Annotated in this window: 16 protein-coding genes and 1 pseudogene; 13 read left to right on the forward strand and 4 right to left on the reverse strand. The window is 64.7% G+C overall.

Features of this window, described 5'->3' with window-relative positions; genetic code table 11:
- Positions 1-3: 3 nt before the first annotated feature.
- Together C7C56_RS07580 and C7C56_RS07585 are read right to left on the reverse strand one after the other, a co-directional pair.
- Positions 4-735 (reverse strand): ABC transporter ATP-binding protein, encoded by a 732-nt coding sequence (locus C7C56_RS07580; protein ID WP_106756832.1) that lies wholly within the window; start codon positions 733-735, stop codon positions 4-6.
- 15 nt (positions 736-750) lie between these two features.
- The gene (locus C7C56_RS07585; protein ID WP_229458360.1) at positions 751-2,184 is read right to left on the reverse strand and encodes an alpha/beta fold hydrolase; all 1,434 of its coding nucleotides are present in this window, start codon (positions 2,182-2,184) and stop codon (positions 751-753) included.
- Between the two features lie 280 nt (positions 2,185-2,464).
- Between C7C56_RS07585 and rplM the strand changes: the two genes are divergently transcribed.
- From rplM to erpA, 7 genes are all read left to right on the forward strand, one after another.
- Positions 2,465-2,899: a 50S ribosomal protein L13 gene (rplM, locus tag C7C56_RS07590; RefSeq protein WP_106756833.1), complete on the forward strand. Its 435-nt coding sequence runs from the start codon at positions 2,465-2,467 to the stop codon at positions 2,897-2,899.
- A 9-nt stretch (positions 2,900-2,908) separates the two neighbouring features.
- A complete protein-coding gene (rpsI, locus tag C7C56_RS07595) occupies positions 2,909-3,301 on the forward strand; it encodes a 30S ribosomal protein S9 (protein ID WP_106756834.1) in 393 nt (130 codons plus the stop codon).
- A 236-nt stretch (positions 3,302-3,537) separates the two neighbouring features.
- Positions 3,538-3,804 (forward strand): type II toxin-antitoxin system Phd/YefM family antitoxin, encoded by a 267-nt coding sequence (locus C7C56_RS07600; protein WP_106756835.1) that lies wholly within the window; start codon positions 3,538-3,540, stop codon positions 3,802-3,804.
- Positions 3,805-3,811: 7 nt separating this feature from the next.
- Positions 3,812-4,069: a Txe/YoeB family addiction module toxin gene (locus C7C56_RS07605; protein ID WP_106756836.1), complete on the forward strand. Its 258-nt coding sequence runs from the start codon at positions 3,812-3,814 to the stop codon at positions 4,067-4,069.
- A gap of 87 nt (positions 4,070-4,156) precedes the next feature.
- Positions 4,157-5,206: an N-acetyl-gamma-glutamyl-phosphate reductase gene (gene argC, locus C7C56_RS07610; protein WP_106756837.1), complete on the forward strand. Its 1,050-nt coding sequence runs from the start codon at positions 4,157-4,159 to the stop codon at positions 5,204-5,206.
- Between the two features lie 139 nt (positions 5,207-5,345).
- Complete coding sequence (locus C7C56_RS07615; protein ID WP_106756838.1) at positions 5,346-5,747, forward strand: bactofilin family protein; 402 nt, start codon at positions 5,346-5,348, stop codon at positions 5,745-5,747.
- A gap of 54 nt (positions 5,748-5,801) precedes the next feature.
- Entirely contained in the window at positions 5,802-6,164 is a 363-nt protein-coding gene (gene erpA / locus C7C56_RS07620; protein WP_106756839.1) for an iron-sulfur cluster insertion protein ErpA, read from the forward strand.
- Positions 6,165-6,234: 70 nt separating this feature from the next.
- On the opposite strand, the gene C7C56_RS07625 is transcribed toward erpA, so the two are convergent.
- Both C7C56_RS07625 and C7C56_RS07630 read right to left on the reverse strand, forming a co-directional pair.
- The gene (locus C7C56_RS07625; protein WP_106756882.1) at positions 6,235-7,335 is read right to left on the reverse strand and encodes an anhydro-N-acetylmuramic acid kinase; all 1,101 of its coding nucleotides are present in this window, start codon (positions 7,333-7,335) and stop codon (positions 6,235-6,237) included.
- A 96-nt stretch (positions 7,336-7,431) separates the two neighbouring features.
- The gene (locus C7C56_RS07630) at positions 7,432-8,796 is read right to left on the reverse strand and encodes a M23 family metallopeptidase (protein ID WP_106756840.1); all 1,365 of its coding nucleotides are present in this window, start codon (positions 8,794-8,796) and stop codon (positions 7,432-7,434) included.
- A 174-nt stretch (positions 8,797-8,970) separates the two neighbouring features.
- Between C7C56_RS07630 and tyrS the strand changes: the two genes are divergently transcribed.
- From tyrS to C7C56_RS07660, 6 genes and pseudogenes are all read left to right on the forward strand, one after another.
- On the forward strand, positions 8,971-10,239 hold the full coding sequence (tyrS, locus tag C7C56_RS07635) for a tyrosine--tRNA ligase (RefSeq protein ID WP_106756841.1): 1,269 nt from the start codon (positions 8,971-8,973) through the stop codon (positions 10,237-10,239).
- Positions 10,236-10,673, forward strand: a pseudogene (dtd, locus tag C7C56_RS07640) (D-aminoacyl-tRNA deacylase); the annotation flags it as partial. The gene tyrS and the pseudogene dtd, both read left to right, overlap by 4 nt.
- A gap of 147 nt (positions 10,674-10,820) precedes the next feature.
- On the forward strand, positions 10,821-11,486 hold the full coding sequence (locus C7C56_RS07645; RefSeq protein ID WP_106756843.1) for a YbhB/YbcL family Raf kinase inhibitor-like protein: 666 nt from the start codon (positions 10,821-10,823) through the stop codon (positions 11,484-11,486).
- A 57-nt stretch (positions 11,487-11,543) separates the two neighbouring features.
- Positions 11,544-12,218, forward strand: a complete 675-nt coding sequence (locus C7C56_RS07650) for a histidine phosphatase family protein (protein ID WP_106756844.1) — start codon at positions 11,544-11,546, stop codon at positions 12,216-12,218.
- 138 nt (positions 12,219-12,356) lie between these two features.
- Positions 12,357-13,376, forward strand: coding sequence for a tRNA dihydrouridine synthase DusB (dusB, locus tag C7C56_RS07655; RefSeq protein WP_106756845.1), 1,020 nt, complete (start codon positions 12,357-12,359; stop codon positions 13,374-13,376).
- Between the two features lie 105 nt (positions 13,377-13,481).
- On the forward strand, positions 13,482-13,715 hold the full coding sequence (locus tag C7C56_RS07660) for a helix-turn-helix domain-containing protein (RefSeq protein WP_106756846.1): 234 nt from the start codon (positions 13,482-13,484) through the stop codon (positions 13,713-13,715).
- Positions 13,716-13,776: the final 61 nt, after the last annotated feature.

The raw sequence follows: 13,776 nt of genomic DNA on the forward strand, positions 1-13,776 counted from the left end.
GTTTCATGCGATTCCTTCTTCGGTGCCGACCAGGCTGACAAATGCATCCTCGAGGCTGGCGATGCCGGTGCGCTCGCACAGTTCCCGGGGCGAGCCCTGGGCCACCGTGAACCCCTTGGCGATGACGATCACGTCGTCGCACAGGTGGGTCACCTCCTGCATCACGTGGGTCGCCATGATCACGCAGCAACCGTCGGCGCGCAGCGCCTCGAGCGCGCGCCGCACCGCGCGCGTGGCCATCACGTCGAGCCCGCGGCTCGGCTCGTCGAGCAGCAGGTGGCGCGGCCGGTGCAGCAGCGTGCGCGCCAGCGCGACCTTGATGCGCTGGCCCTGCGAGAAGCCCTTGGAGCGGCGCTCGATGATGTCCCCGAGGTCGAGCAGTTCGGTGACCTCCCTGGTGCGCAGCGCGATGTCGGCGCGCGTCATGCCGTTCAGTTCGCCGAAATAGGCGAGGTATTCGCGCGTCGACAATCGCTCGTAGAGGCCGAACTGGTCGGTCAGGAAGCCGATGTTCTTGCGCACCGCCATCGGATCGACGGCCGGGTCGACGCCGTCGATGGCGATGCTGCCGCGGTCGCGCCTGAGCAGGCCCACGAGCAGGCGCAGCAGGGTGGTCTTGCCGGCCCCGTTGGGTCCGAGCAGGGCGGTGATGTGGCCGTCGCGGGCGGTGAAGCCGACCCCGCCGAGCGCCTGCACCTTGCCGAAATGCTTGCTTACGTCATTGACTATGATCATGTCGGTTCCTCGGGCTTAGGGTTGCGGTCCGGCGCTGTTAAGCTGGAAGGAGGGCGCGGGTATTTCCTTCAGGCACGCGCCGTCGACCTTGCCCTGCGGCTGGTCGAGGAATTCGCGCATCAGGCGCGGCCCGCAACCGAGGTGCGAGACGCCGTGGCCGGCGTTGGCGACCACCAGGTGCTGGGCGCGCGCCATGTGCCGGCCGGCGGCCTCGGCGCGGCGCGGCGGCGTGACCGGGTCGAGCGCGCCCGACAGCATCAGGATCGGCGCGGCGATCGTCGCCGGGGCGCGGTAGGGCGCGGCCGGCACCTTGACCGCCGGGCACAGGCCGGCCAGGCGCGCCAGCGCGGGCGCGCTCATGAAGGTCTGGCGCGCGTTCTCGGCCACCAGCTCGGGCGTCAGGCGCGGCACGTCCTCGGCGCACACGACCGCCAGGTGCAGCACGATGGCGACCGCGCCGTCGGCCGAAAAGTCGCTCGCGACGTTGCGGCGCGCCACGAACGGGGCCCAGCGGCCGAGGTAGGCGCTGTGGATCAGGAACGGCAGGCGCCGGCTGTCGAGCGGCGAATACAGGATGTTGTGGACGGTCGACTGGAAGCGCTCGCGCGTCATGGCCAGCCTGAGCGGGGCGGCGGTGCGCGGGTCCGACAGTTCGAGCACGAGCTTGTCGGTGGCGACGCGCTCGGCCAGCGCGGCGAATTCGGCGCGCAGCGCCGGGAACGCCTTGTTGCAGGCCGGTTCGGCCCGGCATTGGTCGAACAGGGTGTCGAGCGCGGCCTGGGCGTCGCGCCCGCCGGCCGGCACGATCTGGTCGGGCGCGGCGACGCCGTCGAGGATCATCGAGCGCACGCTGGACGGGAAGGCGCGCGCGTAGTGCTGGGCCAGCCGGGTGCCGTAGGAGCCGCCCCACAGGTTGATCTGGCCGTAGCCGAGCGCGCGCCGCACCTGTTCGATGTCGCGCGCGGCGCTGTCGGTGCCGTAGGGCGCGAACGACTTGCCGATTTTGGCGATGCACAGCCGCGCCTCGCTGTCGAGCTCGGCCTCGGTCAGGGCCTCGTAGCCGGGCTTGGTTTCGCAGTCGAGCTTGCCCGACAGGCCGGTGCCGCGCTGGTCGATGAATACGATGTCGCGCGTGGCGCGCACCTTGCGCAGCGCCGGCAGCAGCGGCAGCACGTCCGAGCCGGCCTGGCCGGGGCCGCCGGCGAGCACGAACAGCGGGTCGGGCCTGGCCGACTCGCGGAAGGCGGGGGCGACCGTGACGTGCAGCTTGAGCTGCTCGCCGCCGGCCTTGCCGTAGTCGAGCGGGACGGGCACGCTGATGCAGCGCAGGGTTTCCTCCGAGCCCGACAGGTGGCAGCTTTTCCCCTGCTCCGAGACGGGGGCGGCGTCGCTTGGGGGCGCGGCCAGCGCCAGGCCGAGCGAGGCGGCAATGCAAATACGGTTAATCACGAGGTCTCCCCACAGTGGATGCGGGGGCAATGGTAATTTCTTAGTGTTTCATCAGTCAATCATTTATATATACATATGGGCGCCGCCGGGCGATTTGCGGGCGCCGGGACCGGCGTGGCGGGCCGCAGCGGGAGGCGGGCGCGGCGGACCTTGACGCGGGAGGGCGATCCGCGCTATAGTAGCCGGCTTTCCGTTTGCTCAGGAAAAGACAACAAGGCAGAGTCCGCAGGCAGCAAGAGCGGAACCACCATTTGAGCGATTTAACTATTAGGAAGTCAACATGAAAACATTTTCCGCTAAAGGACATGAAGTCCAGCGCGATTGGTTCGTGGTTGACGCGACGGACAAAGTCCTCGGACGTGTTGCCAGCGAAGTGGCACTCCGACTGCGCGGCAAACACAAACCGGAATTTACCCCTCACGTCGATACGGGCGATTTCATCGTCGTTATCAATGCAGGCAAGCTGCGCGTAACCGGCACCAAGGCCACCGAGAAGACGTACTACCGTCACTCGGGCTATCCGGGCGGCATCTACGAGACCAACTTCAAGAAAATGCAAGAGCGTTTTCCAGGTCGTGCGCTCGAAAAAGCGGTCAAGGGCATGCTGCCTAAGGGCCCGCTTGGCTACGCCATGATCAAGAAGCTCAAAGTGTACGCGGAAGGTTCCCACCCGCACGCGGCCCAGCAACCTAAAGCACTCGTGCTGTTCAAGTAAGGAGCTGACATGATCGGTAACTACAATTACGGCACCGGCCGTCGCAAGAGCGCTGTTGCTCGCGTCTTCATCAAGGTTGGCACTGGCCAAATCATCGTCAATGGCAAGCCAGCGTCCGAGTACTTCTCGCGCGAAACCGGTCTGATGGTCATCCGTCAACCGCTGGAACTGACCGGCAACGTCGAGCGTTTCGACATCAAGATCAACGTGCACGGCGGCGGCGAGTCCGGCCAAGCTGGCGCGGTACGCCACGGTATCACCCGTGCCCTGATCGACTACGATGCGGCGCTCAAGCCGGACCTGGCCAAAGCCGGCTTCGTTACCCGCGACGCACGTGAAGTCGAGCGTAAAAAAGTCGGTCTGCGCAAAGCACGTCGCGCAAAACAATTCTCGAAGCGTTAATCCGTTTCCCCGCGGCGCTCCGGCGCCGTATCGAAAAAGCCGCCGGCGTTTGTCTGGCGGCTTTTTTTTTGGCCGCGTCACAAGTTGCACTGCGCTCAACGGGCGCCGGTCTTGCATGCGCCGCTTGCCGATGCAGAAAAAAGTTATACACTACTTGTACGACTTGTTGATCAAGTATTCTGCCGCAACCCGTATCATTGGGGAACGGTCAACCATTCCTCAAATGGGACCCATCCATGAGAATCATTAATTTTTCCGACGCCCGTGGCAGTCTGCGCGCGGTGATTGACCAAGTGGTCGAGGACGCCGATATAACGGTGATCGCCCGCCGCGACGCGCCGGATGCGGTGATCATGTCCTTCGACCACTACAGCAGCCTGATGGAAACGGTCCACTTGCTTAGTTCGCCGGCAAATGCGGCACATCTGGCCAAGTCGGTCGCGCAGGCGCGCGCCGGCAAAGTCCGCCCGCATGGACTGATCGACTTACCCGAGCCAGAATAATTTCCATATGCGCAAGCTGCAATTCACCGATGAAAGCTGGCGCGACTACGTCTACTGGCAAAGCCAGGACAAACGCACCTTAAAGCGAATCAATCTATTAATTCAAGAGGCGCGGCGCGAACCTTTCGCGGGCATGGGCAAGCCGGAGCCGCTGAAAGGCAATCTGTCGGGCTTGTGGTCGCGCAGGATCGACGAATCAAACCGGCTTGTGTACGTAGCCGACGATGATTTCCTCACTATAATCGCCTGCCGCTACCACTACTGAGGCGCCAATCTCCTGCCGCACGGCGCCCTGAACCCGACGCTGGTAAAATTCGGGATTCGCAGTCTAATACCTTTAAGGAAACACACAATGATCAAAGTTGGCATCGTCGGCGGCACCGGATACACCGGCGTGGAACTGTTGCGCTTGTTGGCCATCCATCCAGACGTGCAACTGACCGCCATCACCTCGCGCAAGGAGGACGGCCTGCCCGTGGCCGACATGTTCCCCTCGCTGCGCGGCCGTGTCGCGCTCGCGTTCTCGGCGCCCGACAAGGTCGACCTGGCCGGGTGCGACGTCGTGTTCTTCGCCACCCCGCACGGCGTGGCGATGGCGCAGGCGCCCGCGCTGCTGGCCGCCGGCGTCAAGGTGATCGACCTGGCCGCCGATTTCCGCCTCAAGGACCAGGCCGTCTTTGAGCAGTGGTACAAGATCCCCCACACCTGCCCCGAGCTGCTCGCCGAGGCCGTCTACGGCCTGCCCGAGCTCAACCGCGAGGCGGTGGCTGGCGCGCGCCTGATCGCCAACCCGGGCTGCTACCCGACCACGATGCAACTGGGCCTGTTCCCGCTGCTCAAGGCCGGCGTGATCGACGCCGGTTCGCTGATCGTCGACGCCAAGTCGGGCGTCTCGGGCGCCGGCCGCAAGGCCGAGATCGGCACGCTCTTCTCCGAGTCGAGCGACAACTTCAAGGCCTACGGCGTGTCCGGCCACCGCCACACGCCCGAAACGGTGGCGCAGTTGCAACGCTTCACGGAGCAGAAGGTGCGCCTGGTGTTCACGCCGCACCTGGTGCCGATGATCCGCGGCATGCATTCGACCATCTATGCGCGCCTGACCAAGGACATCGACAACGCGGCCCTGCAAGCCATGTTCGAAGATCAATACAAGGACGCGCCCTTCGTCGACGTCATGCCCTTCGGCTCGCACCCCGAAACGCGCTCGACGCGTGGCGCCAACGTGCTGCGCCTGGCGCTGCACCGGCCCGAGCACGACGGCGCGCCGGGCGACATGCTGGTCATCCTCGTGGTCCAGGACAACCTCGTCAAGGGCGCGTCGGGCCAGGCCGTGCAGTGCATGAACCTCATGTTTGGCCTGCCCGAGAGCACCGGCTTGCAGCAGATCGCCCTGCTGCCTTAACTTTTAGGCATTACTCCTCACGAACGATCCACATCAAGGCGGGCCGGGGTGGGACGGCTAAATTGCTTTCAGAGATAGCTGTTTTACAAGATGCCGGCCCCCCGGGGCGGGCATCGCAGCCTATGGAAGGGGAGCAATCATGTTCGGTAGAAATTCTAAAAGCGACATAGACACCCTGGTCGGATTCTCGGCCCGGATCGAGGGCGACCTCAGTTTCACGGGCGGGCTGCGCATCGACGGCGAGGTGCACGGCAACGTGACCGGCGGCGAGGGCCCCGACAACCTGCTCATCGTGTCCGAGCATGCGCGCATCGAGGGCGAGGTGCGCTGCGCCAACCTGATCGTCAACGGCATGATCGCCGGTCCGGTTTATTCGACCCAGCTGCTTGAATTACAGCCAAAAGGCCGCATTGTAGGGGATGTCCATTACAAGCTGCTCGAGATGCACGGCGGTTCGATGGTCACCGGGCGCCTGACCTACATCCACGCGGGCGAACCGATGCTGCATTTGGCAATTGGCCCGGCGGTATCCGAAGCGTGACGCGCTCCAACAGTCTATAATGCGTCTAATAGTTTCCCCAAGTAGGAGTCAGACATGAATGCAGTAGCAGAAATGCAAGACGTCATCCCGGCGCCGATCGTCTTCACCGACAGCGCGGCCGCCAAGGTGGCGCAACTGATCGAAGAAGAAGGCAACCCAGACCTCAAACTGCGCGTGTTCGTGCAGGGCGGCGGCTGCTCCGGCTTCCAGTATGGTTTCACGTTCGACGAAATCGTCAACGAGGACGACACCACCATGGTCAAAAACGGCGTGCAGTTGCTGATCGATTCGATGAGCTACCAGTACCTCGTCGGCGCCGAGATCGACTACAAGGACGACCTCGAAGGCGCCCAGTTCGTGATCAAGAACCCGACAGCCACCTCCACCTGCGGCTGCGGTTCCTCGTTCTCGGCCTGATCAACGCAACGGCAGTTCGGCTGCCGACGTGGTCCAGGTCAGTAGTCCAGTCCAGTAATTCTGTCGTATTTCAGGCGGGGTAGAGCGCGCCCAAAATCCTTGGGCCTTTCGCCCCCGTCACGGCGGGCAGGTTGCCCGAGGCGCGCTCGGTGAAGCGGTAACCGAGCCAGGCGAAAGCGAGCGCCTCCATCCGGTTGGGCGCCACGCCCAGCAATGCCGTCGATTCCACGTTCGTCTTTCCACCCAGCGCCACCGCGATATCGCGCATCAGGGTGCCGTTGTACGCCCCCCCGCCACACACATACACGGTCTCCGGCATCGCGGTGTTGGCCGCGATCGCGCGCGCGATCGTGACGGCCGTGAGCATCGTCAGCGTGGCCTGCACGTCGGCCGGCACCAGCGTGCCCCATTGCGCCAGGCGGGTGTCGAGCCATTGCGCGTGGAACAGGTCGCGCCCCGTGCTCTTGGGCGGGGGCGCCCTGAAGAAGGGCTCGTCGAGCAGCATCTCGAGTAGGCCCGGCACGACCGTGCCGCTGGCCGCCCAGCGCCCGTCCTCGTCGTATTCGGCGCCCAGGTGGCGCCCGATCCAGCCGTCGAGCATCACGTTTCCGGGGCCGGTGTCGAAGCCGCTCACGCTGCCGTCGGGATGCAGGACCGTCAGGTTGGCGATGCCGCCGATGTTGACCAGCACCCGCGTGTGGCCCGGCACGCCGAACATGGCCTGGTGGAAGGCCGGCACCAGCGGCGCGCCCTGGCCGCCGGCGGCGATGTCGCGGGTGCGGAAGTCGGCGATCACATCGATGCCCGACAGTTCGGCCAGCAGCGCCGGATTGTTGGTCTGGCGCGTGTAGCCGAGGTCGGGGCGGTGGCGGATGGTTTGGCCGTGCACGGCGACCGCGCGCACCGGCCCGGGCGCGGCGTGCAGCAACTCGGCCACGCAGACGGCGTAGCTGGCCGCGAGCGCGTTGGCGGCCAGCGCCTCGCGTTCGATTTCGTTGTCGCCGCGCAGCTGCAGCTCCATCAGTTCGGCGCGCAGCGGCGCCGGGAACGGGACGAAGGCGGCGGCGAGCGAGGTGATGGCGCCCCCGGCAAAGTCGGCGAGCACGCCGTCGACGCCGTCCATGCTGGTGCCGGACATGAGGCCAATGTGCAGGGTGGAGGTGGGGGACATGCTCATCGGGGGCCTCGGCGTGGGGAAACGGTGGGTTGAAAATGACAACACCCGCACGCGGCGGGTGTTGTGAAGAACTATATCAGGACGGCACGATCAGCGCGCCGCCATCGGTGCGCCGGCCGGACGCAGCAGGGCGAAGCGGTGGCTCATGTCGGACGCCGCCATGCGGAAGCGCGCCATTTCGGATGGGCTCAGCGGCGCTTGCGCGAGCACCTTGATCTTCATCGGGTCGCGCGCTTCGTTGTTGATGCGGAACTCGTAATGCAGGTGGGCGCCGGTCGACCAACCGGTCGAGCCGACGTAGCCGATCACTTCGCCCTGCATCACCTTGGCGCCCTTGCGCTTGCTTGGCACGAAACGGCTCAAGTGGGCGTAGGCGGTAGAGTAGCCGGCCCAGTGCTTGATGACCACGGTGTTGCCGTAGCCGCCCTGAACGCCCGCGAAGTCGATCACGCCGTCGCCCGTGGCGCGGATCGGGGTGCCCTGCGCGGCGGCGAAGTCGACGCCCTTGTGCGCCTTCCATTTGCCCGAGATCGGGTGGGTGCGCATCGAGAAGCCCGACGAAATACGGGAGAATTCGAGCGGCGACTTGAGGAAGGCCTTTTTGAGCGCCTTGCCGTCGAGGCTGTAATAGCCGCCCTGCTTGGTGACGGGGTCCTCGAACCACACCGATTGGTAGGTGGTGCCGCGGTTGGTGAACTCGCCGGCCAGGATGCGGCCCACGCGCACCATCTCGCCGCCCGACCAGAACGTCTCGTAGACCACGTTGAAACGGTCGCCGCGTTTCAGGTCGGAACGGAAGTCGATGTTGGTGGAGAACATTTCGATGATCTGGGCGACGATGCCGTCAGGCAGCTTGCCGCCATCGGAGGTCGAGTCGGTCGCCGAATACAGGGAATGGGTGATTTCGCGGGCGCGCATCTCGACGCGGCGCTCGAGATTGGCCGGCGTCAGCTTGGCGGCGAACTTGTCGCCTTCGCGCGTGACGATGATGTTGTTGACCGGGGTGTCCTTGCCGTCGACGAGCGTCGCCTGCAGCCATTGCAGCTCGCCCGTCTGGCTGATCTTGACCTGGACGCGCTTGCCGCTCTTAAGCTGGAGCACGCCTTTGGCGATCTTGTCGGTCTTGATGAATTTGACGACCGCGGGATCGTCCACGCCGAGCCGATTGAGCAGCGCCGACAGGGTGTCGCCGTTGCGGATCTTTTCTTCGTGGATGAATTCTTGGTCGTCCTGCTGGAGCGCGGTGATCTGGTCCGCCAGGTTCGGCAGTTCGAGGTCTTGGGCGATGGACTTGACTGGGATATCGGACGCATCGGGGGCCAGCGGTGCTACGCCGGCGGCGCCGAACGCGCAAACTGCGAGGAAGATTGCCGAGACGCTGATGATGCGCGCCTTCCGGGTCGTTCCCAGCAGGCTGGGCCAGCTAGTCGTCTTGATTTTGTTTGTAGGGTTCATGCAATCAGTTAAAATTTGGCACTTGAACATCCGTACAGCTTTGATTTCTATTGTTATTTTTTCGGATAGTTTTCGTGCGGCAAGATTGATGGGAATCGCGAATTATATCAGCGTCTTGACGTGCATCGAATTTTTTTCCTCCCTTATTTGTTAGATTTCGTTAGATTTGCCTATATGACCACTCCAGTAACACCCTCGAAAAACGTTGCCAGCGCCGCCGGTTCGCCCCCTTTGCCCCTGACCGACGCCGTGCGGGAGGCGCTGGCAATCACCAGGCGCGGCGTCGATGAATTGCTCATCGAAAGCGAATTCGCGCAAAAACTAACGCGTTCGGAGCAAAGCGGCCAGCCGCTGCGCATCAAGCTCGGGCTCGACCCGACCGCGCCCGACTTGCACCTCGGGCATACGGTGGTGCTCAATAAGATGCGCCAGCTGCAAAACCTGGGGCATCAGGTGATTTTTTTGATCGGCGACTTCACGTCGATGATCGGTGATCCGTCGGGCCGCAACATCACGCGCCCGCCGCTGACCAAAGAACAGATCGAACTGAACGCGATGACGTATTTCAAGCAGGCCTCCCTGGTGCTTGACCCCGCGCGCACGGAAATCAGGTACAACTCGGAATGGTCCGACCCGCTGGGCGCGCGCGGGATGATCGAACTGGCTTCGCGCTACACGGTGGCGCGGATGATGGAGCGTGACGACTTTACCAAGCGCTACAAGAGTGGGACACCCATTTCGGTCCATGAGTTCCTGTATCCGCTCATGCAAGGCTACGATTCCGTCGCTTTAAAGGCCGATCTTGAGCTGGGTGGAACAGATCAGAAATTCAACTTGCTTGTTGGCCGCGAACTGCAGAAGGATTACGGGCAGGAGCAGCAGTGCATACTGACGATGCCTTTGCTGGAGGGGCTCGACGGTGTTGATAAAATGTCCAAGTCCAAGAACAATTATATCGGCATCACCGAGCCCGCCAATATGATGTTTGGCAAACTGATGAGCATTTCGGACACGATGATGTGGCGTTATTACGAATTGCTGTCGTTCCGCTCGATCGCTGACTTGGCCTCGCTCAAGTCCGAGGTCGCGGCGGGCCTCAATCCGCGCGAGGCTAAAGTTGCATTGGCGCAAGAAATCGTCGCGCGCTTCCACTCCGCCCAGGCCGCCACCGACGCGCTGGCCGACTTCGTCAACCGCTCCAAGGGCGGGGTCCCCGACGACGTGCCCGAGCTCGCGCTCGCCGGCGCGCCGCTGGGCATCGCCGTGCTGCTGCGCCAGGCCGGCCTGTGCGCCTCGGCGTCCGAGGCGATGCGCATGGTCGAGCAGGGCGGCGTCAAGATCGACGGCGCCGCCGTCAGCGACAAGGCGCTCAAGGTCGGGGCCGGCACTTTCGTGCTGCAGGTCGGCAAGCGCAAGTTCGCCCGCGTGACCTTGTCCGCATGATCGCGCTGTTGCAGCGCGTGAGCGAGGCCAGCGTGCTGGTCGAGGGCGCCAGCGTGGGCGCGATCGGCGCCGGCCTGATGGTGCTGCTGTGCGCCGAACGGGGCGACACCGAGAAGGAGGCCGACGCGCTGCTCGGAAAAATGCTGGGCTACCGCGTGTTTTCGGACGCGGCCGGCAAGATGAACCTGAGCGTGACCGACGTCGCCGGCGACTTGCTGCTGGTGCCGCAGTTCACGCTCGCGGCCGACACGCGCTCGGGCACGCGGCCGTCGTTCACGCCGGCGGCGAGCCCGCGGGACGGCTTGCGGCTGTTCGATTACCTTGTGCGCCAGGCGCGGAGCAGGCATGGCATAGTTGAGACAGGGAAATTCGGCGCCGACATGAAGGTGTCGTTGACTAACGACGGACCGGTCACGTTCTGGCTCCAGGTGAAGCCGCAACCGCAGCCGCAACCGCAGCCGCAACCGCGGCCGCAACCCAAGCCGCGGCCGCAGCCTGCGCCACAGGCCAAGCCTGACCTGGCCAGCGAGTGAACCGGCGCGCCGGGCGACTGTCAATAACATCAGTGGGGGAGAAAAACCATGAAGCTTTGGAGTGAGTCATTTACCGACGGCGGCGTGATTCCGCCGGAGTGCGCGTTCGCCGTCATCGATCCGTTGCAACACGTGCGCCTGTCGACCAACCGCAATCCGCACCTGGCCTGGGACGACGTTCCGCCCGGCACCGAGTCGCTGATCCTGTTCTGCCACGACAACGACGCGCCGACGGTGGGCACCGACGTCAACCGCGACGGCCGCCACGTCGCGGCCGACCTGCCGCGGGCCGAGTTTTTCCACTGGACGCTGGTCGACATTCCCGTCGCGATCGATTCGATCAAGGCCGGCATGTTCTCCGAGCTCGTCACGCCGCACGGCAAGCCGGGCCCGCAAGTGCCTTTCACCATCAAGAACGGCACCGAACACCAACTGCGCCAGGGCATCAACGACTACACGAGCTGGTTCGCGACCGACCCCGACATGGCCGGCGAGTACTACGGCTACGACGGTCCATGCCCCCCGTGGAACGACCTGCGGTTGCACACCTATGTGTTCACCCTGTATGCGCTCGACGTGCGCGTGTTTCCGCTCGAGGGCAGTTTCACGGGCCCCGAGGCGCGCCTGGCGATCCGCGGCCACATCCTCGACGAGGCGCGCATCTTCGGGGTCTACTCGCTCAATCCCGACGTCGCCGCCACACTGTCGGTGTAAGCGCCGCCAATTCACGATTCGCTGGCCCCGCCCCGCGCGGGCGGCCGGCCACAGCCCATGCCCATAACTAACATCAGCAGCACCACGCGTCCGACCACGATCTTGCTCATCCGCCATGGCGAAACCGCCTGGAACGCCGAGCGCCGCCTGCAGGGCCACATCGACATCGCCCTCAACGCCGAGGGCGAGCGCCAGGCCGGCGCGCTGGCGGCCGTGCTGGCGGCCGAGCGGATCGACGCGGTCGTGGCCAGCGACCTGCAGCGCGCCTGGCAGACCGCCGAGGCCATCGCAGGCCACCACGGCCTGCCGGTGCCGCGCGAGCCGGGCCTGCGCGAGCGCTGCTTCGGCGGCTTCGAGGGCCTGCTCTACGCCGAGATCGAGCAACGCTTCCCGGCCGAATTCGCGGCGTGGCAGGCGCGCAGGGTCGACGCGGCGATGCCGGACGGCCTGCGCGAGGCCGAAACCTTCCGCCAGTTCTACCACCGCGCGGTGGGCGCGATCGTCGCGCTGGGCGCGCGCCACCCGGGGCGCACGCTGGCGCTGGTCGCCCACGGCGGCGTGCTCGAGTGCGCCTACCGCGCCGCGCTCGGCCTGTCGCTCGAGACGCCGCGCGACTTCGCCGTGATAAACGCGAGCATCAACCGCTTCACGCTTGCCGATGGCAAGCTCAGCCTGGCAAGCTGGGGCGAGGTCGGGCACCTCCGGGACGACGTGCTCGACGAACTCAACTAGCTTTCCCCAGTCCAAGCGAACGGCGCGGCATGCCGTTTTGTGCAATTCCACGCTTACTTGGGTGCAAAAATAGTGCTTATTAATTGAGCAGCGGTGAGGTAAAATAGCGGGTTCCCGCCCACTCTTTCTCGCCCTCCTGTGCAAATCGGACCCTATACGCTGCGCAATAACGTGTTCGTCGCGCCCATGGCCGGCGTGACCGACCGCCCGTTCCGCCAGTTGTGTAAACAACTCGGGGCCGGCTACGCCGTGTCCGAGATGGCCGCGTCCAATCCGCGCCTGTGGGCGACCGAAAAAAGCACGCGCCGCACCGACCACGCGGGCGAAATGGAGCCGAAGGCGGTGCAGATCGCCGGCGCCGACCCGCAGGACCTGGCCGATTGCGCGCGCTTCAATGTCGAGCGCGGCGCCCAGATCATCGACATCAACATGGGGTGTCCCGTGAAAAAGGTGTGTAACAGCTGGTGCGGCTCGGCCCTGTTGCAGCACGAAGACCTGGTCGAAAAAATCCTCAACGCCGTGGTGGCGGCCGTCGACGTGCCCGTCACGCTCAAGTTCCGCACCGGCTGGAACCGCGAAAACAAAAACGCGCTGCGCATCGCCCGCATCGCCGAGCAGGCCGGGATCCAGATGCTGACCTTGCACGGGCGCACCCGCGCCGACGGCTACAGCGGCGAGGCCGAGTACGACACGATCGCCGCCGTCAAGGCCGCCGTCGGCATCCCCGTGGTCGCCAACGGCGACATCACGACCCCCGAAAAAGCGCGCATGGTGCTCGCCGCCACCGGCGCCGACGCCATCATGATCGGCCGCGCGGCGCAGGGCCGGCCGTGGATCTGCCGCGAGATCGACCATTTCCTGCGCACCGGCGAGCACCTGCCCGCGCCCATGGTCGACGAGGTGCGCGCCCTGATGCACGAACACCTCGAGGCGCACTATGCGTTCTACGGCGAGTTCCTCGGGGTGCGCACCGCGCGCAAGCACATCGGCTGGTACGTGCGCGAGCTCGAGGGCGGCGAGCCGTTCCGCCAGCAAATGAACCTGCTCGAATCGACCAGCGCCCAATTGGCGGCGGTTGATAATTTTTTTCGAACACAACAACGTTTCGGGGAGCGGTTACAATATCGGCCCGGCGCGCCAGAACCACTGGCCGCATAAGCAACACTGGCAACACTGCACGCACCAAACAAGAACAGTCTATGGATCGGCGGCCGCCACCAGCGCGCCGTGCAAAACATCAATCAGCCGGATCAAGCACGCAAAATGAGCAAAGAAAGTATCCAGGAAGTCGTCCAGAAAAGTCTTGAGGAGTATTTCAACGACCTCGGCGAGCAGCAACCGTCGAACATCTACGATATGGTCGTCCTGACGGTCGAAAAACCGATTCTCGAAGTGGTCATGATGCGTGCCGAGGGCAACCAGTCGCACGCCGCCCAGATGCTCGGGATCAACCGCAACACCCTGCGCAAGAAGTTGCAGGAGCACGGACTGCTGTAAAGCGTCGCACACCGGGTGGCCGTGCTCCCTGTGTCCCGATAGGGGGGAGTGCCGGCCGGTA

The organism is Massilia glaciei (genome assembly GCF_003011895.2).
Taxonomy (GTDB): Bacteria; Pseudomonadota; Gammaproteobacteria; order Burkholderiales; family Burkholderiaceae_D; genus Telluria_A; species Telluria_A glaciei.

Excerpts from the sequence above, each read along its gene's own strand:
- C7C56_RS07580 (WP_106756832.1), bottom strand. The coding sequence starts at position 735 with ATGATCATAGTCAATGACGTAAGCAAGCATTTCGGCAAGGTGCAGGCG.
- rplM (WP_106756833.1), top strand. The coding sequence starts at position 2,465 with ATGAAAACATTTTCCGCTAAAGGACATGAAGTCCAGCGCGATTGGTTC.
- rpsI (WP_106756834.1), top strand. The coding sequence starts at position 2,909 with ATGATCGGTAACTACAATTACGGCACCGGCCGTCGCAAGAGCGCTGTT.
- C7C56_RS07600 (WP_106756835.1), top strand. The coding sequence starts at position 3,538 with ATGAGAATCATTAATTTTTCCGACGCCCGTGGCAGTCTGCGCGCGGTG.
- C7C56_RS07605 (WP_106756836.1), top strand. The coding sequence starts at position 3,812 with ATGCGCAAGCTGCAATTCACCGATGAAAGCTGGCGCGACTACGTCTAC.
- argC (WP_106756837.1), top strand. The coding sequence starts at position 4,157 with ATGATCAAAGTTGGCATCGTCGGCGGCACCGGATACACCGGCGTGGAA.
- C7C56_RS07615 (WP_106756838.1), top strand. The coding sequence starts at position 5,346 with ATGTTCGGTAGAAATTCTAAAAGCGACATAGACACCCTGGTCGGATTC.
- erpA (WP_106756839.1), top strand. The coding sequence starts at position 5,802 with ATGAATGCAGTAGCAGAAATGCAAGACGTCATCCCGGCGCCGATCGTC.
- C7C56_RS07625 (WP_106756882.1), bottom strand. The coding sequence starts at position 7,335 with ATGTCCCCCACCTCCACCCTGCACATTGGCCTCATGTCCGGCACCAGC.
- C7C56_RS07630 (WP_106756840.1), bottom strand. The coding sequence starts at position 8,796 with ATGAACCCTACAAACAAAATCAAGACGACTAGCTGGCCCAGCCTGCTG.
- tyrS (WP_106756841.1), top strand. The coding sequence starts at position 8,971 with ATGACCACTCCAGTAACACCCTCGAAAAACGTTGCCAGCGCCGCCGGT.
- C7C56_RS07645 (WP_106756843.1), top strand. The coding sequence starts at position 10,821 with ATGAAGCTTTGGAGTGAGTCATTTACCGACGGCGGCGTGATTCCGCCG.
- C7C56_RS07650 (WP_106756844.1), top strand. The coding sequence starts at position 11,544 with ATGCCCATAACTAACATCAGCAGCACCACGCGTCCGACCACGATCTTG.
- C7C56_RS07660 (WP_106756846.1), top strand. The coding sequence starts at position 13,482 with ATGAGCAAAGAAAGTATCCAGGAAGTCGTCCAGAAAAGTCTTGAGGAG.